At 71.0% G+C, this 23,196-nt stretch carries 25 protein-coding genes and 1 pseudogene; 14 read left to right on the top strand and 12 right to left on the bottom strand.

Annotated features, from left to right (window positions below):
- Positions 1-64 precede the first annotated feature (64 nt).
- Positions 65-1,429, bottom strand: a complete 1,365-nt coding sequence (locus MXD64_RS00345; RefSeq protein WP_042538008.1) for a purine-cytosine permease family protein — start codon at positions 1,427-1,429, stop codon at positions 65-67.
- A gap of 231 nt (positions 1,430-1,660) precedes the next feature.
- Between MXD64_RS00345 and MXD64_RS00340 the strand changes: the two genes are divergently transcribed.
- From MXD64_RS00340 to MXD64_RS00315, 6 genes and pseudogenes are all read left to right on the top strand, one after another.
- Positions 1,661-2,311, top strand: a complete 651-nt coding sequence (locus MXD64_RS00340) for a hypothetical protein (protein WP_140448652.1) — start codon at positions 1,661-1,663, stop codon at positions 2,309-2,311.
- 25 nt (positions 2,312-2,336) lie between these two features.
- Entirely contained in the window at positions 2,337-2,528 is a 192-nt protein-coding gene (locus MXD64_RS00335) for a hypothetical protein (protein WP_071249931.1), read from the top strand.
- A gap of 46 nt (positions 2,529-2,574) precedes the next feature.
- A complete protein-coding gene (gene nucS, locus MXD64_RS00330) occupies positions 2,575-3,270 on the top strand; it encodes an endonuclease NucS (RefSeq protein ID WP_263136920.1) in 696 nt (231 codons plus the stop codon).
- Positions 3,271-3,371: 101 nt separating this feature from the next.
- The gene (locus MXD64_RS00325; RefSeq protein ID WP_042538010.1) at positions 3,372-4,046 is read left to right on the top strand and encodes an HAD hydrolase-like protein; all 675 of its coding nucleotides are present in this window, start codon (positions 3,372-3,374) and stop codon (positions 4,044-4,046) included.
- On the top strand, positions 4,043-5,320 hold the full coding sequence (locus tag MXD64_RS00320) for an MFS transporter (protein ID WP_042538012.1): 1,278 nt from the start codon (positions 4,043-4,045) through the stop codon (positions 5,318-5,320). The genes MXD64_RS00325 and MXD64_RS00320 overlap by 4 nt, the downstream gene beginning before the upstream one ends.
- A gap of 289 nt (positions 5,321-5,609) precedes the next feature.
- A pseudogene (locus tag MXD64_RS00315) lies at positions 5,610-6,227 on the top strand (ArnT family glycosyltransferase); the annotation flags it as partial.
- 1,401 nt (positions 6,228-7,628) lie between these two features.
- Here the strand turns inward: MXD64_RS00315 and MXD64_RS00310 are convergent.
- Positions 7,629-8,462: an SDR family oxidoreductase gene (locus tag MXD64_RS00310; protein ID WP_262160819.1), complete on the bottom strand. Its 834-nt coding sequence runs from the start codon at positions 8,460-8,462 to the stop codon at positions 7,629-7,631.
- A 94-nt stretch (positions 8,463-8,556) separates the two neighbouring features.
- Positions 8,557-9,198, bottom strand: coding sequence for a nucleoside/nucleotide kinase family protein (locus MXD64_RS00305; RefSeq protein WP_159556072.1), 642 nt, complete (start codon positions 9,196-9,198; stop codon positions 8,557-8,559).
- 54 nt (positions 9,199-9,252) lie between these two features.
- On the opposite strand from MXD64_RS00305, the gene MXD64_RS00300 reads away from it, so the two are divergent.
- From MXD64_RS00300 to MXD64_RS00290, 3 genes are all read left to right on the top strand, one after another.
- Entirely contained in the window at positions 9,253-9,621 is a 369-nt protein-coding gene (locus MXD64_RS00300; protein ID WP_263136918.1) for a VOC family protein, read from the top strand.
- An 82-nt stretch (positions 9,622-9,703) separates the two neighbouring features.
- A complete protein-coding gene (locus MXD64_RS00295) occupies positions 9,704-9,883 on the top strand; it encodes a hypothetical protein (RefSeq protein ID WP_159556073.1) in 180 nt (59 codons plus the stop codon).
- Positions 9,880-10,596: a hypothetical protein gene (locus MXD64_RS00290; protein ID WP_259576516.1), complete on the top strand. Its 717-nt coding sequence runs from the start codon at positions 9,880-9,882 to the stop codon at positions 10,594-10,596. The genes MXD64_RS00295 and MXD64_RS00290 overlap by 4 nt, the downstream gene beginning before the upstream one ends.
- A 9-nt stretch (positions 10,597-10,605) precedes the next feature.
- Here the strand turns inward: MXD64_RS00290 and MXD64_RS00285 are convergent, their stop codons facing one another.
- The 3 genes from MXD64_RS00285 to MXD64_RS00275 form a co-directional block, all read right to left on the bottom strand.
- A complete protein-coding gene (locus MXD64_RS00285) occupies positions 10,606-11,046 on the bottom strand; it encodes an NUDIX hydrolase (protein WP_056072589.1) in 441 nt (146 codons plus the stop codon).
- 282 nt (positions 11,047-11,328) lie between these two features.
- Positions 11,329-12,651: a carboxylesterase family protein gene (locus tag MXD64_RS00280; protein ID WP_263136916.1), complete on the bottom strand. Its 1,323-nt coding sequence runs from the start codon at positions 12,649-12,651 to the stop codon at positions 11,329-11,331.
- Positions 12,652-12,761: 110 nt separating this feature from the next.
- Positions 12,762-14,060, bottom strand: a complete 1,299-nt coding sequence (locus MXD64_RS00275) for an MFS transporter (protein WP_263136915.1) — start codon at positions 14,058-14,060, stop codon at positions 12,762-12,764.
- Positions 14,061-14,310: 250 nt separating this feature from the next.
- On the opposite strand from MXD64_RS00275, the gene MXD64_RS00270 reads away from it, so the two are divergent.
- Both MXD64_RS00270 and MXD64_RS00265 read left to right on the top strand, forming a co-directional pair.
- The gene (locus MXD64_RS00270; RefSeq protein ID WP_031260100.1) at positions 14,311-15,111 is read left to right on the top strand and encodes a sugar phosphate isomerase/epimerase family protein; all 801 of its coding nucleotides are present in this window, start codon (positions 14,311-14,313) and stop codon (positions 15,109-15,111) included.
- The gene (locus tag MXD64_RS00265) at positions 15,108-16,223 is read left to right on the top strand and encodes a Gfo/Idh/MocA family protein (protein WP_140448646.1); all 1,116 of its coding nucleotides are present in this window, start codon (positions 15,108-15,110) and stop codon (positions 16,221-16,223) included. Before MXD64_RS00270 ends, MXD64_RS00265 begins: the two co-directional genes overlap by 4 nt.
- Before the next feature lie 123 nt (positions 16,224-16,346).
- Here MXD64_RS00265 and glgX read toward each other — a convergent pair whose 3' ends face one another.
- The 4 genes from glgX to MXD64_RS00245 all read right to left on the bottom strand — a co-directional run bounded on the left by glgX (position 16,347) and on the right by MXD64_RS00245 (position 19,910).
- Positions 16,347-18,365 carry a glycogen debranching protein GlgX gene (gene glgX / locus MXD64_RS00260; RefSeq protein ID WP_263136914.1) on the bottom strand — a complete coding sequence of 673 codons (2,019 nt, stop codon included), beginning with the start codon at positions 18,363-18,365 and terminating at the stop codon, positions 16,347-16,349.
- A 59-nt stretch (positions 18,366-18,424) separates the two neighbouring features.
- Positions 18,425-19,039 (bottom strand): TetR/AcrR family transcriptional regulator, encoded by a 615-nt coding sequence (locus MXD64_RS00255; RefSeq protein ID WP_017887769.1) that lies wholly within the window; start codon positions 19,037-19,039, stop codon positions 18,425-18,427.
- Positions 19,040-19,172: 133 nt separating this feature from the next.
- Positions 19,173-19,709, bottom strand: coding sequence for a MarR family winged helix-turn-helix transcriptional regulator (locus MXD64_RS00250; protein ID WP_017887770.1), 537 nt, complete (start codon positions 19,707-19,709; stop codon positions 19,173-19,175).
- Positions 19,710-19,727: 18 nt separating this feature from the next.
- On the bottom strand, positions 19,728-19,910 hold the full coding sequence (locus MXD64_RS00245; RefSeq protein ID WP_017887771.1) for a hypothetical protein: 183 nt from the start codon (positions 19,908-19,910) through the stop codon (positions 19,728-19,730).
- 226 nt (positions 19,911-20,136) lie between these two features.
- Between MXD64_RS00245 and MXD64_RS00240 the strand changes: the two genes are divergently transcribed.
- Positions 20,137-20,595, top strand: a complete 459-nt coding sequence (locus MXD64_RS00240; RefSeq protein WP_017887772.1) for an Hsp20/alpha crystallin family protein — start codon at positions 20,137-20,139, stop codon at positions 20,593-20,595.
- Positions 20,596-20,606: 11 nt separating this feature from the next.
- The gene (locus tag MXD64_RS00235) at positions 20,607-20,933 is read left to right on the top strand and encodes a hypothetical protein (protein ID WP_017887773.1); all 327 of its coding nucleotides are present in this window, start codon (positions 20,607-20,609) and stop codon (positions 20,931-20,933) included.
- Positions 20,934-21,002: 69 nt separating this feature from the next.
- Here MXD64_RS00235 and MXD64_RS00230 read toward each other — a convergent pair whose 3' ends face one another.
- On the bottom strand, positions 21,003-21,884 hold the full coding sequence (locus MXD64_RS00230) for a manganese catalase family protein (RefSeq protein ID WP_031260104.1): 882 nt from the start codon (positions 21,882-21,884) through the stop codon (positions 21,003-21,005).
- Positions 21,885-21,996: 112 nt separating this feature from the next.
- On the bottom strand, positions 21,997-22,203 hold the full coding sequence (locus tag MXD64_RS00225; protein ID WP_139179578.1) for a hypothetical protein: 207 nt from the start codon (positions 22,201-22,203) through the stop codon (positions 21,997-21,999).
- 177 nt (positions 22,204-22,380) lie between these two features.
- On the opposite strand from MXD64_RS00225, the gene MXD64_RS00220 reads away from it, so the two are divergent.
- A complete protein-coding gene (locus MXD64_RS00220) occupies positions 22,381-23,067 on the top strand; it encodes an SDR family NAD(P)-dependent oxidoreductase (protein ID WP_017887776.1) in 687 nt (228 codons plus the stop codon).
- The last annotated feature ends 129 nt before the right edge of the window (positions 23,068-23,196 follow it).

The raw sequence follows: 23,196 nt of genomic DNA, 5'->3' as shown, positions 1-23,196 counted from the left end.
CGGCCGCGCCGTCGCGCGGATCAGGGGTGCGGCGACGCGACCGGCCGTTCGGGGACCGCCCGGGTCAGGCGGCGGGGGCGGCCGGTGCGGCGGGCGCAGCCTCGGTCCGACTCACACCGACACCGCGGATCAGCCCGGCCTTGCCGGCGACCACGTAGAGCACGAAGGCGATGACCACGGAGTTGATCGACGGGATCCCGACGGCGACGAAGTACCCGATGAGCGAGGCGACCGCCCAGATGACCAGGGTGGCCGGCACCCAGGTGGGCGAGGTCGCCGGGATGTTCTCGGCGTCGCTCAGCTCACGGCGCCAGCGCTTCACGACGAAGTACTCCGCCACCATGATCCCGGCGATCGGCGGGAAGACGACCCCGAGCACGGACAGGAACGGCGTCAGGGCCCCGAGGAACCCGACCGCGGCGAGCACCGAGCCGACGACGCCCATCACGAGCGTCACGAGCCCGCGGTTCACCTGCTTGCCGAACACCGCGTCGATGAAGTTCGTGACGCCGAGGCTCGAGCTGTAGATGTTCCAGTCGTTGATCTTGAACGTGCCGAGCAGGATCACGAGGATGCCGACCCAGCCGACGCTCGACGTGATCACACGGGTGATGTCCGCGGAGCCGACGGCGTGGGCGAGCAGGACACCGGCCAGGCCGATGACGTACTCGCCGAGGGTCACGCCGAGCAGCGTCTGCTTCACGACGTCGCCGACCGACCGGTTGAAGCGGGTCATGTCCGGCGTGATCACCGCACCGACGATGAACCCGCCGGCCACCAGGGTGGTGCCGGCCACGAAGCTCAGCTCCGGACCGGCCGGGGCACGCGCGGCGAGCTCGGCGATCGAGTGCCGGCTCAGCTCGACGATGACCGCCCAGCCGACGAGCACCAGGAACAGCGGCACGGTCACGTTCGCCAGCCACTGCATCGAGTGGAACCCGCGCAGCACGATGGCGGTGACGAGCAGCCCGAACACGAGCGACCACGCCCAGGCGGGCAGGATCGGCAGGATCGAGACGAGCCCGGCAGCCGAGACGCCCGACTGGATGCCGAACCAGCCGATCAGGCTCAGCCCGATCGCCAGTCCGACCAGCGCCGAGCCGGCCTTGCCGAACCCGGTCCAGCGGGCGATGACCGAGGTGTTCAGGCCCTCCTTGACGCCGATGACGCCGACGAGCACCGAGACGATCTCCAGGATCACGGCGCCCAGGGTGATCGCCCAGAAGGCGTCCCAGAAGCTCATGCCGAAACCGAGCGTCGCACCGAGCAGGAACTGGGACAGGGCCGAGATCTGCCCGAAGCGCTGCACGGCGACCTGGAACCAGCCGTAGCGTGCGGACATCGGGACCCGGCTGAGCGAGTAGTCGTCGACGGCGACCGACTCGGAACGGGGGGTTCGTGGTGCTGACACTGCGGTCTCGCTGGCCATCGTGGCTCCTCGGGGAGGGGTGTCGGCGTGGGCCGATCGGGGTGTCAGCCACGGTAGGGCGGCATGGGATTGCGGTACATGTGCACAACGTCGTTACCGGCATGTGAATCCGTGCGTGCTGCACAGTTCGAGTCTCCGCGGCGAGGAATTGGACAGGAATTACCCCTTGCAGCCGTGAAGTATCAGGTGCAGAGTTTCACCATCCGGCAACGACGCTCGACAGGAGAACCCATGAAGCTCTGCACCGTCCACCCCGTCCGCATCGCCCTGGTCGCGATCGCAGCCGCAGCGATCAGCGCCTCGGCGCTGGTCGGCAGCCCCGCCAACGCAGCGGAAGCTGATCCGGACGAGTCGACCTTCTTCTCCGCAACGGATCTCGACGAACTGGCTCCGAACGGCAGCGCAGCACTCGATCCGGCCGTCTTCCTCGAAGGGCTCGAGGAGCTCGAAGCGTCGTCCGTCCGCCGCCAGGCGGTCACCGAAGCCGGCCTCACCTCGTACCGGTACATCGTCGACGAAGGAACGCTCACGCTCCCGAGTGCCGCCGACGTCAGGGCGGCCATCGAGGAGGCAGACGAGACCGGATCGGCCGGCACGATCTCGCCGTTCCTCGAGGCTCGCTTCTCGGGGATCAAGACAGCGATCGGGTTCAACACGGTCGACCAACAGGCTCTCGCCGCGGGTGGTGGCGCAGCCGTCGGTGCCGCCATCTGTCTCATCCCGGGCGTCGGCTGGGCAGCCTGCGCCGTGATCGGTGTCGTCGTCAGCGTTGCAACCACCTACGTGTTCCAGCACGGCATCTGCAGCGGCGGGCGGAAACTGTGGTGGTACGACGTCAAGGGTGGCTCGACCGTCGGTTGCCGGTCATCGGCACCGTTCTGAGCCGAGGACGGGGAAGGACGACAGCATGCGGTCATGGCTCCTGTACATCACGATCGTCATCGCTGCCCTCGTGGCAGTCCTGCTGATCGCCAACTGGTTGCCAGCTGCTTCGTCGGGCGTGTTCGTCATCGGCACCCCCGTCATCGTGATCGGCGCTGGGCTGGGCGCGAAGTACGTGAAGGAACGACGCAAGGGCCGACGTGCGCACCAGCGATGACGAGACAGCGGCGGCGGCGAGCCCTCCGCCCGGTTAGGCTTCCGGGGTGCGTCTCGTCATCGCCCGGTGCTCCGTCGACTACGCGGGCCGGCTCTCAGCCCACCTGCCGCTCGCGACCCGCCTGCTCATGCTCAAGGCGGACGGCTCCCTGCTCGTGCACTCCGACGGCGGCAGCTACAAGCCGCTGAACTGGATGAGCCCGCCCTGCTCGATCGAGATCACCGAGCCGGACGAGGAGCAGTCGGTCGCCGGCATCACCCAGGTGTGGACGGTGACGCAGAAGAAGACGCAGGACAAGCTCATCGTCTCCCTGTACGAGGTCGTGTCCGACGAGACCCACGACCTGGGCGTCGACCCGGGCCTGGTGAAGGACGGGGTCGAGGCGCACCTGCAGCAGCTCCTGGCCGAGCAGATCGAGCTCCTCGGTGACGGCCACACCCTGGTCCGCCGCGAGTACATGACGGCCATCGGGCCCGTCGACATCCTGGCGCGCGACGACGCCGGGACGAGCGTCGCCGTCGAGATGAAGCGCAACGCCAACATCGACGCGGTGGAGCAGCTCACCCGCTACCTCGAGCTCATGAACCGCGACCCGCACCTGCGTCCGGTGCAGGGCGTGCTGGCGGCGCAGACGGTGGCACCGCAGGCACGCACCCTCGCCGAGGACCGCGGCATCCGCGTCCTCGTGCTCGACTACGACGCGATGCGCGGCATCGAGGGCGGGCACACCCGCCTGTTCTGAGCCGCGTCGGCCCGTCCGGCCTGGAGGCACGGCGCACCCCCGCCCCGCTGCCGACGGAACCCGGATGGTCGCCGCCACGTCCCGGCTAGGGTGGGCAGGACATGACCAGCCCGTTCTCCGCCATCCTGTTCGACCTCGACGGCACCATCAGCGACTCCGCGCCGGGCATCCTCGAGAGCCTGACGCACACCTTCCGCACCGTCGGCGTCCCGGTGCCGGACCGCGACACCCTGATGTCGTTCGTGGGTCCGCCGATCATGGACACGTTCCGGATCGCGATGGGCATGGACGACGAACTGGCCGACCGCACGCTGGCCGTCTACCGCGAGCACTACTTCTCGCACGGGGCGCTCGACTCCGCGATGTTCCCGGACATCGACGTCGTCCTGCGCACCCTGCACCAGGCGGGGCTGCCGATCTCGACGGCGACGAGCAAGCCGGAGACCCCGGCGACCTACATCCTCGAGCACTACGGGCTCACCGGGGACATCGACATCATCACGGGCGCGAGCGACGACGAGGTCCGGTCGAGCAAGGCCGACGTCGTCGAAGAAGCACTGCGCCGACTCGAGGCCCACGGCTTCGACACCAGCCGCCCGGTGCTGATCGGCGACCGGAAGCACGACGTCGAGGGCGCGACCGTGCACGGCGTCCCGGTCGTCTTCGCCGAGTGGGGCTACGGCTCCCCCGACGAGGCCGAGGGCACCATCGCCACGGCTGCGACCCCGCTCGACCTGCTGCCGATCCTGCTGCCGTCCGCGACGCCGTCCGCATGAACGACGTCGCACGACGGGGCCTGCGCGGCGCCGCCTGGCTGCTGCCCGCTGCCATCGTCCTCATCGCCCTGAACTTCCGCGGCCCGATCGTCGCCACGGCCCCGGTCATCGGTGACGTCCGAGCCGACCTCGGCCTGACCGCGACGATCGCCGGGCTGCTGACGACGATCCCGGTGCTCTGCTTCGCCCTCGCGACGCCGTTCGCCAGCTGGGTCATCGCGAAGGCCGACCCCGAGCGCGCGGTGTCCCTGTCGCTCGTCATCGTGCTCGCCGGCACCGTCGTGCGCTCGATGCCCTCGTCGGCGGCGCTGCTGATCGGCACCGCGGTCATCGGCATCGGCATCACGATCGGCAACGTGGTGATCCCGGTGGTCATCCGGCGGGACACCTCGCCGGAGCGCGTCGGCCTGGTCACCGGCGTCTACACGTCGGCGCTCAACGTCGGGTCGATGATCACGTCGCTCGGCACCGCTCCCCTGGCGGCCCTGTGGGGCTGGCCGGTCGCCATCGCGATCTGGGCGGTCTTCGCGCTCATCGCCGCCGCTGCCTGGACCTACGCGGTCGGTGCTCGGGCCGCCTGGCGACGCCCGGTGCCGTCCGACCACGACGGACCACTGCCGATCACCGGTCCGATCGACCAGGTGCTCGACACCGGGGCGATCCGCACCGCGCGCGCCGCCGAGGCCGCACGGGTCGCCGCCGCCGAACCGATCCGGCCGGCACGACGGCTCATCACCTGGGGCCTGACGCTGGCGTTCGGCGGCCAGGCGTTCTCGTACTACGCCCTCACCGCGTGGATCCCGACCCTGCTGCACGACGAGATCGGCTTCTCGAAGGCGTCGTCGGGCGCGAGCTCGTCGGTGTTCCAGATCCTGGCCGTCGTCGGGGCGCTCGGCGTCCCGCTGCTCGCGACCCGGTGGCGTCCGGCGGCGATCATCGCCCTGGTCGGCACCCTGTGGCTGGCGATGCCGCTCGGGCTGCTGTTCGCCCCGCAGCTCTGGTTGCTGTGGTCCGTGCTCGGCGGCGCGGCCCAGGGCGGTGGCATCACCGTGATCTTCATCGTCATCGTGCGGATCGTCTCCAGCGACGCCGATGCCCGCCGGATGTCCGCGTTCGTGCAGGGCGGCGGCTACCTGATCGGGTCCGCGGGGCCGCTGCTCGCCGGGGCGCTGCACGGTGCGACGGGTACCTGGACCGCACCGCTCCTCGTCGTGCTCGTCGCGGTGCTGACCCTGGGTGTCGTCGGGACGTTCGCCGCGCGACGGGTCTCCTGAGCGCGGAACCGCCCGCCGTCCTGCCCGCCCGCCGCCCGGCGTCCTGACCCCGAACCCGAGCGCCGGCTGAGACCCCGCTCCGACTCGACCCCCGAGGCGCTGACCGACGGGGGCCGCACCCGCACGACCCCTCAGCGCGCGGACCGGCTTCGCGGCCAGCTGGCGGCACGGTCCCGGCCCATCGTCATCCCGGACGGCCAAGGTCCGGAGAGTGGACATCCGACGACCCGCCCGGTGGCGGGACCAGCCGCTCGCGGCACGGCTCACCCTGCTCGTGATCGCGGGCGGCATGACCGTGCTGCTCGCCTGGAACCTGGGCCGTGGTGGGGACTTCGGCTTCTACCAGGCGTCGGCGCGGTCGATGTCCGAGTCGTGGCCGGCGCTGTTCTCCGGCGCGTTCGACCCCTCGGCGACGGTGACGCTCGACAAGCTCAGCGGCTTCGCGGTGCCGCAGGCGCTGAGCCTCCGGTTGTTCGGGCACTCCACCGCAGCGCTCGCGTTCCCGCAGGTCATCGAGGGGCTCGTCACGCTGTGGGCCTGCTCCCTGGTCGGACTCCGCTGGGCCGGTGTCGGGACGGGCCTCGTCGCCGCCGCGGCAGCCGGGTCGACGCCGATCTTCGTGTCGATGTTCGCGCACCCGATGGAGGACGGCATGGTCACCGCCGCGCTGGCGGTCGCCCTGCTCTGCTGGCAGCACGCGGCACTGACCGGGCGGTGGTGGCCGCTCGTCACCGCGGGCCTGGCGGTCGGCGTCGGGTTCCAGGCGAAGATGGTGCAGGCCTGGTTCGTCCTGCCGGCGCTGCTGCTCGGCACGCTGCTGGCCTCGGCCCGGCACGACGGCCGTCCCTTCCGCTTCGGCACCCGGGTCATCCGAGCCGGAGTGCTCGGGATCGTCGCGGTCCTGGCATCGGTGTCATGGGTGACCGCGCTGGCGCTCACGCCGTCGGGTTCGCGGCCGTGGGCGGACGGCTCGACGACCGACAGTCCGCTCGCCATGGTGTTCGGGTACAACGGCATCGACCGGTTCCTGCCCGGCGCGGTGCCCGGGTCCGTCCGGTCGTTCACGGTGCCGTTCGGCCCGCACACCTGGCGCGGTGGTGCGGCCGGGTTCGGCAAGCTGCTCGAACCGCACCTGGCGTCGCAGGTGGCCTGGCTCCTGCCCGCGGCGGTGTTCGGCGTGGTGGTCGCGGCCGTGGTGCTGGTCCGACGGCGAGCGCGGAGGATCACGCCGGCGTCGACACGCACAGCCCACGACACCGCCGGCACCCCCTTCGGGCACGCGTTCGACACCCGTGCCGGAGCCGCCACCCTGGCCGTCCTGGTCGTCTGGCTCGGTACCGCGGCGCTCGTGCTGTCGGTGGCCGCGGTGCCGCACACCGCCTACGTCGCGGCGATCGGCGTCCAGCTCGCCCTGCTCGCGGCCCTCGGGTGGCGCGGTGCGGTCGGCCTGGTCCGGGCGCAGTCCCGGGCACTCCGGGCGCTCCCCGCCGTCCTCGCCGTGGCGCAGCTCGGCTGGGTGGTGTTCCTCGCCCAGGGCACCGCGATGCCACGCGTGCTCGCCGGGCCCGCGATCACCGTCGCGACGGTTGCCGTCGTCGCCAGCGTGGCGGCGCTGTGCTGGCGACCCCGCTGGGAGGCGACCCGCGGGCCGGGCTGGCACCGGGCCTCCCGGACGACCATCGCGCTCGCAGCCGGGCTCGCGCTGGTCGCCGGACCGGCCGCGTTCTCACTGCAGGCGCTCGACGCCACGCGCGACGGCAGCGGCGTCGACGCATCCGTCGGGCCGTGGCCCGCGCGCTGGCCGATCCCGGCCGGCACCCCGGACGTGTTCCACGTGTCGAGCCCGGACCCGTGGGGCGGATCGACCCCGTACCCGCGTGCCCTCAGTCGGCTCGTCGCGACCGCGCGACGCCTGGAGGGGTACCGGCACGACGAACCGCTGTTCCTGACGGACACGTGGCACATCTCCGCGCCCGTGATCGACGCGACCGGGCTGCCGGTGCTGACGGACGGCGGGTTCTCGGGCACCGTGCCCGTCTTCACGACGCACCAGATCCGTCGCAGGATCGCCGACGGACTGCGTGTGCTCGTCGTCGAGGCCCACGCGCCCCGCACCGACCCGGTCCTGCGTGCCGCGCTGGCCGGCGGCTGCCGAGCACTGTCCCACGGCACCCGGCACGCACGCCTGCCGATGCAGCCGCGCCGGGCGAACGGCATCACCTGGACCGTGTGGCACTGCGGGCTGCCCGGCCCGTCGGTCGGACCCGGAGTGCACCACGGCCACCACAGCCACCGCGGCCACCACGCGTCAGCGGGCGGCGAGCACCTCGCGCAGGGACATCGGCGTGCGTCCCGTGATGCGTTCGACGTCGCCGGACACGTGGGCGAGCGCACCCTCGGCGATGGCCGTGTAGGTGCTCACCCAGGCGTCGGCCTGCCACGGCTCCGGGTTCCACTGCGCACGTGATGCGTACGCCTCGTCGAGGGTCTCGGGGTGGTAGCTGACCGTGCGGCCGCGGACTTCGGACACGATCGCGGCCGCCTGGGCCAGGGTGATCGCCTCGGGGCCGGTCAGCTCGTACGTCTGGTCGCGGTGCGCGTCCGGGTCGTGCAGCACCGCGGTCGCGACGCGGGCCACGTCGGCCCGGGCGACCGCCGCCATGGCGCCGTCGCCGGCCGGGCCGCGGATCACGCCGTCCTCGCCGACCAGGTCCTCGACGAAGTCCAGGTAGAAGCTGTCCCGCAGGAACGTGAACGCCATCCCGCTCTCGCGGATCGCCTGCTCCGTCGCCCAGTGGTCGCGTCCGAGCGTGAAGGTCGCGTCGGGAGCCGCGCCGAGGAACGACGTGTAGACGACGTGCCGCACGCCGGCCTCGGCCGCCGCGGTGACGAAGGCCCGGTGCTGGTCGAGGCGGTCCTGGGCCTCGGCGGCGGACACCATGAGCAGCACGTCGACGCCCTGGAGCGCCGTCCGGCTCGCGTCGACGTCGGCGAAGGCCGCGACCGCGACCTCGGTACCGGGCAGCTCCGGCGCACGCGCGGCGTCGCGCACGAGCATCCGGAACGGCACGCCGTCCGCGGCGAGCGCCGCGCTCACGGCGCCCCCGATGTTGCCGGTGGCTCCGGTGATGGCGATGGTCATGGTCGCTCCTCGTGTCGGTGTCGCGTGGTGGTGGTCCGGGTCACGTGGTGGTCGGGGTGGCCTGGTGGTCGTCGACGGTCACGTCGGTCGGCGGTCACGTCCACACCGTCCTGGAGGCCCGGATCACCGTGGGCGCGACCCTCGCGGCGTTCACGCCGTCCACCTGGACCGCCCACGCGCGGGCGGCGTCGTGGTCGCGGCCGTGCCGCATGTGCCGGCCGACCAGGCGGTCGAGCCGGACGTCGTCGGCGACGGCGCAGAACCAGGTCTCGGTGAAGAGTGCAGGCAGCGCCGACCACGGAGCGGTGTCGTCGAGCAGGTAGTTGCCCTCGGACACCACGAGCCGGGTGGCGCGGGGTACCGCGATGCTGCCCGCGACGGGTTCGTCCACGCGGCGGTCGAAGTCCGGTGCCCACACCACGTCCTCGTCGGCGGCGACGAGCCGGCGGACGAGTGCGACGTAGCCGTCGGCGTCGAAGGTGTCCGCCGCACCCTTGCGGTCGTGCCGGCCGAGGGCGTCGAGCGCCACGTTCGACAGGTGGAAGCCGTCCATCGGGACCTGCACCGCCGTGCCCGCACCCAGGCGTTCGTCGACGGCGGTGACGATGCGGCGGGCGAGCGTGGACTTGCCGGCACCCGGTGCGCCGGCGATGCCGAGCACGGTGCGGTCGCTGCCCGCGGCCAGCTCGACCGCGCGCTCGACGGCTTGGTCGACGGTCGTGCCGGAGTCGCTCACGGCTTCATCCTCGCAGAGCGCACCGACGCCGGACCGCGGTGGTTCACTTGCCGCATGGTCGATGCGACGACGGCGTTCAGCGGGTACTCGGTGCCCGACGTGCCCGAGGCGAAGGCGTTCTACGAGGACGTCCTGGGGATCGAGGTCACCGAGGACCACGGCATGCTCTTCCTGCAGCTCGGCGGGGGCCACCAGGTGCTCGTCTACCCGAAGGGTCCGGGTCACGAACCGGCGGCCTCCACGGTGCTCAACTTCCCGGTGCCGGACATCGACGCCGCGGTCGACGAGCTCACCGCGAAGGGTGTCGTGTTCCTGCAGTACGAGGGGATGACCGACGACCGGGGTGTGAACCGGCAGGGCGGGCCTCTCATCGCCTGGTTCACCGACCCGTCGGGCAACGTCCTCAGCGTCATCGAGGAGTGAACATGTTCCATTCCGAAAGCTCGCGTCGGCGCTGCTGATCGTCCTACCGTCCTCTCACCAACGAGAGGACGGTAGGACGAAGGTGCTGGGACGGCAGTGGACCCGCGAGGAACTCCTCGCCGAGCGCGAACGAGTCCGCGCAGAGTGGAACCTGGACGAGCGGGAGTTCGCGGCGACCGAGCAGTGGCGCGACCTGTTCACCGACGAGTACCTGACGCAGAACTGGCTCGACAGCATCTCCGCCCTGCTGGGTGAGCGATGAACGAGCAGGCCGCGTCGGCGGCGCGGCACCAGGCGACGATCGCGCAAGCGCTCCTGGACGGAGCCCTGCCCGAGCACGGTGCGTCGATCGACTACGCCCTCGACGAGCGCAGCGGAACCTTCATCATGCAGTCAGTCGCCGCGACCGGAAGGGGTACCCCGGTCCGTTTGACCGTGGGCGATGTGCACACCGCGGACCTGGCCCCGTGGATGCGGTTCCGATGGGTCGATCACCTCGATGCTCTCGTGGTCAGCGAGAGCAGGTACGCCGTTCTGCTCGCGGACGAACGGCAACCACTCGTCCGCTTCGAGTTCCAGGAGGCGTTGACGGCCACGCCCCGGTCGCACTGGCACTTGCACGCCGAGCGCGGAGCGTTCAGTTCTCTGCTCGCCCGAGCGCGCGATCATGGCTCGGGCCGACGGGATGCGGCACGGTTGTCCTCGTTGCACTTCCCGCTCGGCGGCCCGCACTTCCGGCCGAGCCTCGCCGACGTGGTCGAGTTCGTCATCGTCGAGTGCGGCGTGGACGCTCTGCCGACGTGGCGGGACGCGGTGCAGGGGTTCCGCAGTCGTTGGCGCCGCGCAGAAGCCGAGGCAACCGCTCGGCAGTTCCCGGCAGAGACCGCGCAGTCGCTCCGCAACCTCGGGTGGGGTGTCCAGCCCCCTGAACCCACCGCGGTCCCACCGCAGTTCGCGGTGCTGCGCGTGGGATGACGCCAGCCGTCAGCGGGACAGGGCACCCGCCCAGCCGAGGGCGATCGGCACGAGCAGGCCGTGGCGGTGGTGCGGGAGCTCGGCGACGGGGATCCACCGCGACTCGTCGGTCGAGCCGTCGAGCTCGTGACGCAGGGCTCCCCCGGTGATCGTCGCCCGGAACACCACCTGCACGGCCTTCATCGGACGGCCGTTGGCGTGGATGCGGCGCTCTGCGGGGACGATGTGGTGCCGGACCCCGAGCAGGGCACCGGCCTGGGCCTCGTACCCGGTCTCCTCGCGGATCTCGCGCACGACGGCCTGCTCGACGGTCTCGTCGAACTCGACCCCGCCGCCCGGCAGCGTCCACGTGCCCGCGTCGGGCTGGCGCAGCTTCGCCAGGAGCACGCGGTCACCGTCCGTGATCACGCCGTAGGCGGCGAGCCGGGTGTCGTAGTCCGTGTACTCCATGGGCCGACCATGCCAGGTGGGTGCACCGACGTCTGCCAGCCGCGCCGGGCCTCCAGGCCGTGGACCGGGGTCCGGGGTCCGGGGTCCGGGGTCCGGCGGACGCTCCACCAGCCCGCCGACCGGTCACGACCCCCCGCGGTCCGCACGCCGGGCGGTCACAGACCGTCGGCCCCGCCGCCCGCAGACGACGGAACGTGACCACGCGACGCACCCCGTGCGGTGTGTCGCGACCACCCCGCACGGGGTGCGCGAGTCGCCGCCGCCACGGGCCGTGCCCGCGGGTCAGCCGCGGTCGAAGGTCAGGGTCTCGTCGTCGGGCGCACGGACCTCGCCGGTGCGGGCGAAGTCGGCCCAGATCGCCCGGAAGGCCCGGCCGCGGCGCTCGACCTCGGGCCAGTCGCGCTCGGGGACGAAGCGGGTGCCGGCCCAGGCCTCGCGCCCGCCGAGCAGCAGCGGCAGGTCGCTCATGTGCACGGCTCCGGTCGGGGCGCTCGTCACCCCGCGGTGCAGTCGGTACGAGGTCGCGCGGCCACCCGCACGTCGGTGCCGCTCGGTGAACCGTCGGGCATCGCGCCCGTAGATGACGTCGGACAGCGGGCGCACGACCCACCACCGCAGGGCCGACCGCAGCACGCGCGAGCGGGTCACCCGGCGCAGCCCGGGCACGAGCGGCACGTACATGCCGGCCTCGTCCGAGCCGGACCCGATCAGCACGTCGACGTCGGGTGCGACGCGGCTCCACGCGGCGTCCAGGTCGCGCTCGGCGGGCAGCGGGGCGAACCCGTACTGGGTGCCGAAGGGCATGCCGGCGGCCAGACCGTAGGGTGCGGCGGCCCGGGTGCCGAGCGCCTGGCGGTCGAGCAGGTCGTCGAGCGGGGTGTCGGCGTGCACGCTGCCCACCGCCCGGACCATGGCCCGGTTCATCCGCGCACGACGACGGGACAGCCCGAGCGGTGCGCTCTGGATGATCGCGCGGCGGAACAGCCCTTCGGCGCCGGCGCTGATCATCAGGTGCGCGGCCGCATCCCCGCCCGCCGACTGCCCGAAGACGGTGACCTGGTCGGGGTCGCCGCCGAACGCCGCGATGTTCGCGCGCACCCAGCGCAGCGACTCGACCAGGTCGAGCAGCCCGAGGTTCGCCGGGATCGTCTCGCCGTCACCGAGGAACCCGAGCACGCCGAGCCGGAACGTGACCGACACCACGATCACGCGCTGCTCGGTCACGAGGTCGCGGGCGTCGTAGATCGGCAGGTCGCCGCCCCCGATGACGTACGAGCCGCCGTGGATCCAGACCATCACGGGCAGCTGCTCGCCCGGACGGACGTCGGCGGGCAGCGTGATGGAGAGTCGCTGGCAGTGCTCGTCGACCTCGATGCCCTGGATCGGGTTGAGCAGCAGGTCGACGAACTCCTCGTGCGGCTGCGGCGCGACCGGCGACGGGGTGGACGCGTGCAGCTCGCCCTCGAACGGTGGCATCGGCTGCGGCGGGGCGAACCGTTCGGCCTGCGCGTACGGGATCCCGAGCACCCGCACCACGTCCCCGTCGACCGTCCCGATGATGCGGCCGGCGGGGGTGTCGAACGGGGCTGGGGCGGCGGCGAGCATGGGGATCACGCTATCGGGGGCCGCTGACGCAACCAGGCAGACGGACGGGAGGCCCGTGGCGGCGTCGCCACGGGCCTCCAGTCCGTCTTCTGGTCGCGTTGCGACGGGCGCTACCGCACCCGCTTGATGGGGATCACGACGAGTGCGCCGATGAGGGCGATCGCACCGGCGGCCCAGCACATGAGCTCGTAGTTGTCGGCTGCTCCGTCGGACCCGACCTTCAGGAAGAACAGGGCGATCGCCGGAGCGAGCGACTGCGGCAACGCGTTCGCGATGTTGATGACACCGAGGTCCTTGCCGGGCCGGTCGGCGTTCGGTAGCACGTCGACGACGAGCGCCGTGTCGATGGCCGAGTAGATGCCGTAGGCGAAGCCCATGATGATCTCGGCGACGTAGAAGCCGGTGACCGTGTCGGCGTGTGCGAGCGCGACGAGCCCCACCGCGAACATGGCCGTCGATCCACCGACGAACACCTTGCGCCGACCGAGCTTGTCCGAGGCCCAGCCGGACAGCGCCGCGCTGATCAGCAGCGCGATCGTGTAGAGCAGGACACCGAAGGCGACTGCGGCCGTGGCGTCCTTCGGCTTCTCGATGCCGATGTGCTCCTGCATGTAGAGCAGGCGGTACGTCGTGAACATGAACGTCGCCAGGATGATGAGGAAGCGCGACCACCAGGCGAACGCGAAGTCCGGGTTCTTGACCGGGTTCGTCCAGAACGACGAGACGAGGTTCAGGAACGTGAACTTCTTGAGCGTGTAGGTCGGCAGGTCGTCCCGTGCGACGACGGCGTACACGGCGACCAGGATGATCGCGAGGATGCCGGGCGCGATGAACAGCACGGGCAGGTTCGCCACGAAGAAGACCGACAGGTACGTGCCGGCGAGCACGGCGATGTTCTGCGCCAGCGCGATGATGCTCGAGGACCGACCACGCTGCAGCTGCGGCACGTTGTCGGCGAAGCTCGCGAGCAGGGTGGCGAGGGTGGCGTTCGCGGCGAGCTGGGCGAGCAGCCAGGCCAGCGTCAGGTTGAGGACGTCCGGCGAGTAGGCGATCCAGGCGAGGGCGATCGCGAAGACGACGACACCGCTGAGCAGCCAGGGGCGACGACGGCCCCAGCGCGTGCGGGTGCGGTCGGACAGGGCGCCCGCCAGGGGGTTCATGATGAGCGCACCGAACGCGCCGATCGGCAGCACCGACCCGATGACGTTCGCGGCGTCGTCGCCGACCAGGGCCTGCGCCTTGAGCTGCATGCTCACGTAGACGGGGGCCATGAGCGCGACGAAGAGGCCGAACTGCCCGAGGAACAGGGCGATCTGGTAGCCGATGCCCACCTTCACCGTGCTGACGGGCTGGGTGATGCCCTCTTCCGGGTTGAGCAGTGCCGGGCTGCCGGGTTCGGGTGTGCTCATGACGCCTCCTTGAGTCGATGAAAACCTTGCCTGACAAGGTTTTTCCGACGCGAGCATACATCGACAGGTGTCGTCTGCAACACCGGGCCCGTCACGGGCCGTGACGCGCGGGCCGTCCGGGCCGCGTCACACGGGGCAGCAAAAACTACACACCGGGTGGTTTTTGGGGTAGCGTCGTCATCGATCTCGCCGCGGAGCATCGCTCCTCGACGGGCCGCGACACCCAGACAGGATCGAAGGAGCCTCTGCAATGCCCACCACTTCTGTGCAGCTGTACTCGCTGCGCGACGCCATCGCCGAAGACCTCGACAAGGCCATCGCCCGTGTCGCCGAGATCGGGTACGAGAACGTCGAGCCCTACGCGTTCGTCGAGCGCGCCACCGACCTCGAGCGTGCGTTCGCGGCCACCGGCCTCAAGGCTCCGTCCGGCCACGTCGCCGTGATCGACGCCGAGGACACCGCGCCGATCTGGGACGCCGCCGAGCGCCTCGGCATCCACACCGTCATCGACCCCTTCATCCCGACCGACCGCTGGCAGACCGCCGACGACGTCGCGAAGATCGCCGAGCGCGTCAACGAGCTGACCGCCGAGGCCGCCGGCCGTGGCCTGCAGTTCGGGTACCACAACCACCAGTGGGAGTTCACGAACAAGGTCGACGGCCGCACCGTCTACGACCTGTTCGTGTCGCAGCTGTCGCCGGAGACCGTCCTCGAGGTCGACACCTTCTGGGCGACCGTCGGTGGCGCCGACGCCCCCACCGTGCTCACGGGCCTGGGCGACCGCGTCGTCGCGATCCACGTCAAGGACGGCAAGGTCGACGGTGACATCCGCACCGCGCTGCCCTCGTCCGAGAGCGCCCTGATCGTGCCCGAGGCACTGCAGCGCGCCTTCGAGAACCAGACCCCCGCCGGCCAGGGCGACGTCGACGTGGCCGCCATCCTCGCCGCCGCACCCGAGGCCATCCGCGTGGTCGAGTTCGACGCGTACAAGGGCGACGTCTTCGAGGGCATCACCGAGTCCCTCACCTGGCTCAAGGACAACGACAAGTGAGCCGCGTCGGGATCGGCATCATCGGTGCCGGCAACATCTCCACCCAGTACCTCGAGAACCTGACGAAGTTCGCCGACGTCGAGGTCCGCTTCGTCGCCGACGTGCTGCTCGACCGCGCTGCTGCCCAGGCGGCGGAGTACGGCGTCGCCGCGTCCGGCACGGTCGAGGAGCTCCTCGCCCGCGACGACATCTCGATCGTGATCAACCTGACGATCCCGGCCGCACACGCCGAGGTCGACCAGCAGATCATCGACGCCGGCAAGCACGTCTGGAGCGAGAAGCCGATCGCGACCGACCACGCGTCGGCCGCGGCGGTGCTCGAGTCGGCGAAGGCCAAGGGCCTGCGCGTCGCGACCGCTCCGGACACCGTGCTCGGCGCGGGCATCCAGACGGCGCTCCGTGCCATCGCCCGCGGTGACATCGGTGAGCCGCTCTCCGCGACCACGCTGTTCCACGTCCCCGGACCCGAGGCGTGGCACCCGAACCCGGACTTCCTGTTCGCCACCGGTGCCGGTCCCCTGTTCGACATGGGCCCGTACTACGTGACGACCCTGGTGCACGCGTTCGGCACCGCCTCGCGCGTGCAGGCCGTCTCGTCGAAGTCGCTCGACCGTCGCACGATCGCGTCCGGCCCCCGCGCCGGCGAGACGTTCCCGGTCGAGGTCCCGACGCACCACGCGGCCCTGATCGAGTTCGCCGGCGGGCAGTCCGCACAGTCGACGTTCTCGTTCCAGCACGCCCTGCCCCGCATGGGCTTCGTCGAGATCAACGGCACGCTCGGCACGATCTCGCTGCCCGACCCGAACACGTTCGAGGGCTCGTCGCAGCTCTGGCGCTACGGGCAGGACGAGCCCGAGACGCTCGAGGCGGTCGGCTCCACCTGGGGCCGTGGCACCGGGGTCGTCGAGCTCGCCCGCGCCATCGCCGAGGACCGCCCCGAGCGTGCCTCCGGCGCCGTCGCGCTGCACGTGCTCGACGTCCTGCTCGGCATCCGTGACGCGGCCGAGTCGGGTTCCGCCGTCGACATCACGTCGACCGTGGACGCGATCCCGCCGCTGCCCGAGGACTTCGACCCCGCGGCGGCCGTGCTGACCGCGAGCGCGAACGCCTAGGAGCGCCGCGCGCACCACGAGCACCACTTCGCGAGCAGGAATGGTCGGGTCCCCACCGGGAACCCGACCATTTCTGTTCACCAAGCGAAGCCTCGCGAGCGCCCCGCCCGCGCGAGCCCCGCCTCAGACCAGCGCGGTGAAGGACGCGTCGCGCACGAGCAGCGTCGCCGCGTCGCCCACCACGGCCTGGTCGGGGTCGCTCGACAGCCCGAGCGACCAGTTGCCGCCGCCCGGACGCTCCGGCAGCGTGAACTCCACCGTGGTGCCCGACGCGTTCAGCAGCACGGCCACCGTGTCGTCCCCCTGGTGCAGCACGAGCGTCACGGCCCGGTTGCCGCCGTCCGCCCAGTCGCCGTCCTCGAACCCGGCGGCGTCGGCGCGGCGCACGCTCACCGTCGACTCCGAGTCACCGGGCGCGGTACGGAACCACTCCGGACGCAGTGCCCGGTGCTGTCGACGGAACGCGATCGCCGCCGTGGTGAAGGCGAGCAGGTCGTTGTCGGCGGCGGCCCAGTCGAACCACGAGATCTCGTCGTCCTGGCAGTACGCGTTGTTGTTGCCGCCCTGCGACCGGGCGAGCTCGTCGCCACCCAGGATCATCGGGACGCCGGCGGAGAGCAGCAGGGTGCCGAGGAAGTTGCGGCGCTGCCGGTCGCGGTAGTCGTTCACCGCGCCGTCGTCGGTCGGGCCCTCGATGCCGCCGTTGAACGAGGTGTTGTCGCTCTCACCGTCGTTGTTGTCCTCGCCGTTGGCCTCGTTGTGCTTGTCGGCGTACATCGTCAGGTCGGCCAGGGTGAAACCGTCGTGGGCAGTGACGAAGTCGACCGAGCAGAGCGGTGATCGGCGCGACCCCTCGTAGACGTCCGGGCTGCCCAGGACCCGCTGGACGGCGTCGCCCAGCGCACCCTCGTCACCACGCCAGAAGGAGCGCAGGTCGTCGCGGTACTTGCCGTTCCACTCGGACCAGTCGGCCGGGAACCCGCCCACCTGGTAGCCGGCGGTGTCCCACGGCTCGGCGATCATCTTGACCTCGCGCAGCACGGGGTCCTGGTGGATGATGTCGAGGAACGCGGAGTGCTTCTCGGCCTCGCCGTCCTGGCGGGTCAGGGTCGTGGCCAGGTCGAACCGGAAGCCGTCGACGTGCATCTCCTCGACCCAGTAGCGGAGCGAGTCCATGATCAGGCCGAGCGCTGCCGGGTGTCCGACGTTCAGGCTGTTGCCGGTGCCGGTGGTGTCGAAGTAGTTCGCCTCGTCACCCTCGACCAGCCGGTAGTACGACTGGTTGTCGATCCCCTTGAACGACAGCGTCGGGCCCATGTGGTTGCCCTCGGCGGTGTGGTTGTAGACGACGTCCATGATGACCTCGAGCCCCGCGGCGTGCAGGGCCTTGACCATCGACTTGAACTCGGCGACCTGCTGTCCGGCGGTGCCCGAGGACGAGTACTCGTCGTGCGGCGCGAAGAAGCCGATGCTGTTGTAGCCCCAGTAGTTGCGGAGCCCCTTGTCGAGCAACGTCGAGTCCTGCACGAACTGGTGCGTCGGCAGCAGCTCGACCGCGGTGACGCCGAGGTCGGTCAGGTGCTTGATCGCCGCCGGGTGGGCCATGCCGGCGTAGGTGCCGCGGATCTCCTCGGGGACGTCCGGGTGCTGCTTCGTGAAGCCCTTGACGTGCACCTCGTACACGACGGTGTCGGCGAGCGGGGTCCGCAGCAGGCTGTCGCCGTCCCAGTCGAAGGACCGGTCGGCGACGACGGACTTGGGCATCGCGCTGGCCGAGTCGGTCTCGTCGATCTGCTCGGGCTCGTTCATGTCGTGGCCGAACAGCGCCTGGCCCCACTCGTACTCGCCGTCGATCGCGGTGGCGTAGGGGTCGAGCAGGAGCTTCGCGCCGTTGTGGCGGAGGCCGTTCGCCGGGTCCCACGCGCCGTGCACGCGGAAGCCGTAGCGGGTGCCGACCCTCACCCCGGGGACGACGTCGTGGAAGGTGTAGCCGGTGCGGTTGCGGAGCTCGGTGCGGTGCTCGGTGCCGTCGTCGTCGAAGGTGCAGAACTCGACGCGCTCGGCGGTGCTCGAGAACAGGGCGACGTTGGCGCCCCCGTCGACGAGCGTGACGCCGAGCGGGGTGCGCGTGGAAGTGGTCATGCTGCCCTTCTACCGGCCGGTCGCTGTGCCACCGGCAGTCTGGGCGTACCCCTGGCCGCTCAGCGCACCGGCGGGACCAGCTGCTCCAGCAGCCGCAGCACCCGTTCACCGTCGACGGCGTCGGGGTCGAGCAGCCACTGCACCTGCAGCCCGTCGGACGCCGCGATGCTCAGGCTCGCCAGGTCGACCGGGTCCAGGTCGGTGCGGATCCGTCCGCTCGCCTGGTCCGCCTCGATGAGCACGGCGAGTTCGGCGCGCAGCCGGGCGAAGCGTTCGCGCATGAAGTCGCGCGTGGCCGGGTGGCCTTCCTGCACCGCGTCGGCGGCGAGGGTCGTGTACAGCTGCACCAGCCCCGGCACGGCACGGTTGCGCGACGCGCTCTCGCGCATGTCGCCGATCGCCGACTTCATCCGGTCGGGTGCGCCCTGCTCGCGGACCTCGTGCTCCCGGTAGACGGCGAGCAGCAGTTCGTCGCGGCTCGGGAAGTAGTGGCGGAGTGCCGCGTGCGTGATCCCGAGGGCCTCGGCCACGGAACGGAGCGACGAAGCGTCGACCCCCTGTTCCGCGACCATGCGGATCATCTCGTCGAGGATCTGGGTGCGCCGCTCGGCGCCCTTGCGGTACCCGCCGCGGCGCGGCTGGGCCGCGTCGGCGTCGTCCGCGGGGTGGGTCATGCACCCAACTTACCGTTGGAAGGTTTTTACGCCACCGTCGGACGGGAGGCCCGTGGCGGGCGCACCACGGGCCTCCCGTCCGCATCGCGGTCGCGCCGCACCCGTCGGGTCGCGTCAGCCGGGCGCGCTCGCGTCAGTCCTGGTCGTCGACCGTGTACTCGTCGACCGGCGCGGGCGAGCCCGCGGCGAGCGCGTCGACGATCTTCGTGAGCGAGTCGGCGAGGACGGCGTTGTCCGCGTCGGGCAGCTGCTCGAGCACCTGGACGACGGCCTCGTGGAACCGTGCGTACGAGGCGTCGATCTTCTCGGTGGCCTGGTCCGTGGGGGCGAGCACCTGCGCACGGCGGTCCGTGGGGTGCGCCGCGCGGGACAGCAGCCCCTTCTGCACGAGCCCGTCGACGATCTTGGTGACCGACGCGTTCGAGACGGCGAGCATGACGGCCAGGTCCTTCGGGCCCGTCGTCCGGCCGTCCCGGTGCGCCTGCAGCAGGTACCGGACGGCGAGGAACTCGTTCTTCGTCAGGCCGCTCTCGATGCGGGCGGACTCGATCTGCTGGTCCTCGGCGTGCTGCAGGCGGAGCAACGCGTCGACGGCGGTCTTCGCGGCCCGCGACTCGGGTTCGCGGGTGTAGAGGTGGACGTGCTCTCGACGGACGACGGTCAACGGCATGGGGTCATGCGCTCCTTGCTATACGGCAGGCGTGGTGAAGAAGTCCGCGTAGGACGGCTCGGAGCGACCGGCGAGCAGCGAGGGGTCCTGGATGCGACGCGCGACGTACGCGTCGATGACCGCCGGGTCGGTGAGGCCGACGCGCGTGTGGCTGCTGCCGATCGTCGCGACCCGAGGCATCCCGGAGTACGTGCTGTGCATGTCCTGTCCCGCCCTTCTTGCTTGCCGTGTGTCCCGTTCGGACGGCTGAACTCTTTCACACAGTGAACGGTCAGTTCAACGAACCATTCGCGCTGTGTACGTTTTGCGCGCTGCGTGGTTCTCGGCGTCCTCTGAGCGTTCTTTTGGCACTCGCCAGGGTCGAGTGCTAAAACGGTGGCAGTTGAGTCGAGGGGACTCAACGAGAACCACGAAGGAGTTGATTTCGATGACGATGAACTTCGATCCGTTCCGCGAGCTCGACCGACTCGCGGGTTCGCTCCTCGGCACCGCCGCCGGCCCGCGCTCGATGCCGATGGACCTGTACCGCACCGGGGACCACTACGTCCTCGACGTCGACCTGCCCGGCATCGACCCGGGCTCCGTCGACATCGACGTGGACGGTTCCGTCCTGACCATCCGCGCCGAGCGCACCCTGGGCGCGCCCGAGGGCTCGCAGTGGCTCACCCGTGAGCGCCAGCCCGGCACGTACGTCCGGCAGCTGACGCTCGGCGACGGCCTCGACGCCGAGCGCATCACCGCCGGGTACGACAACGGCGTGCTCAGCGTCACGATCCCGGTCAAGGAGTCCGCGAAGCCGCGCAAGATCGCCGTCACCGTCGGTGGCGGGTCCGAGCAGCTCGCGGTCGGTTCCGGTGCCGCCGGTTCCGGCACCGCCGCCGAGTGAGGAGCTGAGCGATGACGTCCGTCCTGCTGCACGCGGTGGTCGCGGTCCTCGTCGTCACCGCGGCGCTCGCACTGACGAGCCTGGACCGGCGCACCGCCGTGCTCCTCGGGGCCACCGGTAGCCTGACCGGCACGTTCCTGGCCTGGCTCGCCGCTCCACGGCTCCTCGAGCAGTCGCTCCTGGCGCCCTGGGTCGCGTCGGTGCTCGGCACGGCCCTGCTGATCGCAGGGTGGAGCGCGGTCCGCGCCTACTCGGGCATCTTCGAGGCACCGCGCGACGAAGAACCCGAGACGGGGGCGCTGATGACCGTGGGCGGGTCCGCCCCGTCGGTGCGGTGACCACCTGACGGACAGGAGGCCCGGTGCACGTCGTGCGCCGGGCCTCCCGTCGTTCCGTGGGTTGCGGGACTACTCCTTGTGCAGCGTGTCCTGCACCAGGCCGGCCGTCTTCTCGACGACGTTCGGCAGCTCGGTGGTGCCGTACAGCCGGACGTCGGGGTGGGTGGGCGGGGGCATCGGGACCGAGGTCGTGGGGCCGTCGTGGTACGAGTACTCGCCCTTGCCGTCGAACGAGGGGCCGCTCGCCCACGGGCCGTTCTTCGCCTCGGCACCGTCGGAGAAGTTGAGGTACTGGTAGCTGACCTCCTGGTTCTCCTTCGACTGCGGGAAGTTGCTCGGCACGGGGAAGCCCTCGACGCCCTGCTCGCGCAGCTCAGCGGCGGCGGTCGCCCACATGTTCTGGTGCATCGTGTCGCGGGCGATGAGGAAGGACAGCAGGTCCCGCACGCCGTGGTCGTCGGTCATGTGGTAGAGCCGGGCGGCCTGCACACGGCCCTGCATCTCGGCGTTCTCGTTCGCCGTGAAGTCGGCGAGCAGGTTGCCGCTGGCGGTGATGTACGAGCCCTGCCAGGGGTTGCCGTTGCTGTCCACTGGACGGGCGCCCGCACCGGCGACGATGGCGTGCTGGACGTCCGTGCCACCGACGATCGCGGCGACCGTGGGGTCGTCCTGCACCGCGTCCTCGGTGATGCCGAGCGGGGACTTCTCGAGCAGCTGCGCGATCATCGTCGCGAGCATCTCGACGTGGCCCATCTCCTCGGCGCCGATGCCGAACACCATGTCGCGGTACTTGCCGGGGATGTGCATGTTCCACGCCTGGAACTGGTACTGCATGGCGACGGAGATCTCCCCGTACTGGCCACCGAGCACCTCCTGCAGCTTGCGGGCGTAGACGGCGTCGGGCTTGTCGGGCGTTGCCGTGAACTGCAGTTCCTGCTTGTGGAAGTACACGTGGCTCTCCTTCACTCCAGCGGGTGCCCGTCGATCGAGCGGGTCCGTGTGCGATGGTCGGCGCGACCGCCTCAGCGCCGCCTCAAGGAAAGCCAGATCGCGCAGACGGGCGTCAGCGTCCTCTCCCGCGTCGACGCAAGGCGACGACCCCGGCCCACACCGTGCAGCCGGTGAACCCGAGAACGAGCACGGACACGACGGGGATCGCGAACCCGTCTCCGATCGACTGCTGTCCGCGGAGCCAGACGACGACGAGGAGCAGTACCAAACACCCTGCGGCGATGATCGTCGCGACATTGCCAGCTGATCGTGAGCCCATGTCCACCTCGTTCCGTTGCGATACCCACCGCATGCACACCTGACGGCTTGCTTGTGATTCCTCAAGAGTAAGTTCGTTGGACGAAGATCTGACCACCGGAGCTCCTGCCCCCATCGGGTGGGGGCTCCGGTGCGCGACGGGCGGGCAGACCGCACCGTCCCGGCATAGCGTGGCCGCGTGGACCTCGAACTCAAGAACCGTGTCGCACTCGTCGTCGGAGGCAAGGGGTACATCGGTACCGCCGTCGCCGACCGCCTCCGCACCGAGGGGGCGACCGTCGTCGTCGCTTCCCGCAGCGCCGAGGACTCCGACGGCAGCGTGCCGATCGACACCGCCTCGCAGGAGTCGGTGGACGTTGGCATCGCCGCCGTCCTCGAGCGGCACGGGCGCATCGACGTGCTGGTCGTGACCGCTGCCCCGAGCGCGAGCACCCTCGACCCGGCCCGGAAGTCCGACCCGGAGCAGGTCCTCGACGCGATCGACGGCAAGGCGCTCGGGTTCCTCCGCGTCGCGAACGCCGTGCTCCCCGCCCAGCGCGAGGCCGGATTCGGTCGCGTGGTCGTGGTGAGCGGGCAGAACGCCTACTTCTCCGGCAACATCACGGCGTCGCTCCGGAACACTGCGGTGAGCGTCATCGCAAAGAACCTGGCCGACGACGTGGCGGGCACCGGGGTCACGGTGAACGTCGTCAACCCCGGGACCGTGACGGACACCCCGTCCGCCGAGGTCCGCCCAGGTGGCCCCGGCGACTCGACACCGCAGCAGATCGCCGACCTCGTCGCGTTCCTGTCGTCGCCGCTGAACGCGGTGTCCGGCGAGTCCGTCTCGATCGCGCACCGGCAGCTGGGATCCGTCGTCGTCTGATCCCCGAGTACCGGGTGATCGCCCCTCGCTTCACCCGCAGGGACGAAGCGCTTCGCCCCTGCGCCCGATGCCCCGGCGACTCCGCGCCACGAGTCTGGTGACATGGAGTCCTCGACGAAGCACACGATC

This window comes from Curtobacterium sp. Arg-1 (assembly GCF_025643395.1).
In the GTDB taxonomy this organism is placed as follows: domain Bacteria; phylum Actinomycetota; class Actinomycetes; order Actinomycetales; family Microbacteriaceae; genus Curtobacterium; species Curtobacterium poinsettiae.
Note: the sequence above shows the minus strand (reverse complement) of the source record. Positions and strands in the feature narration are given on the sequence as shown.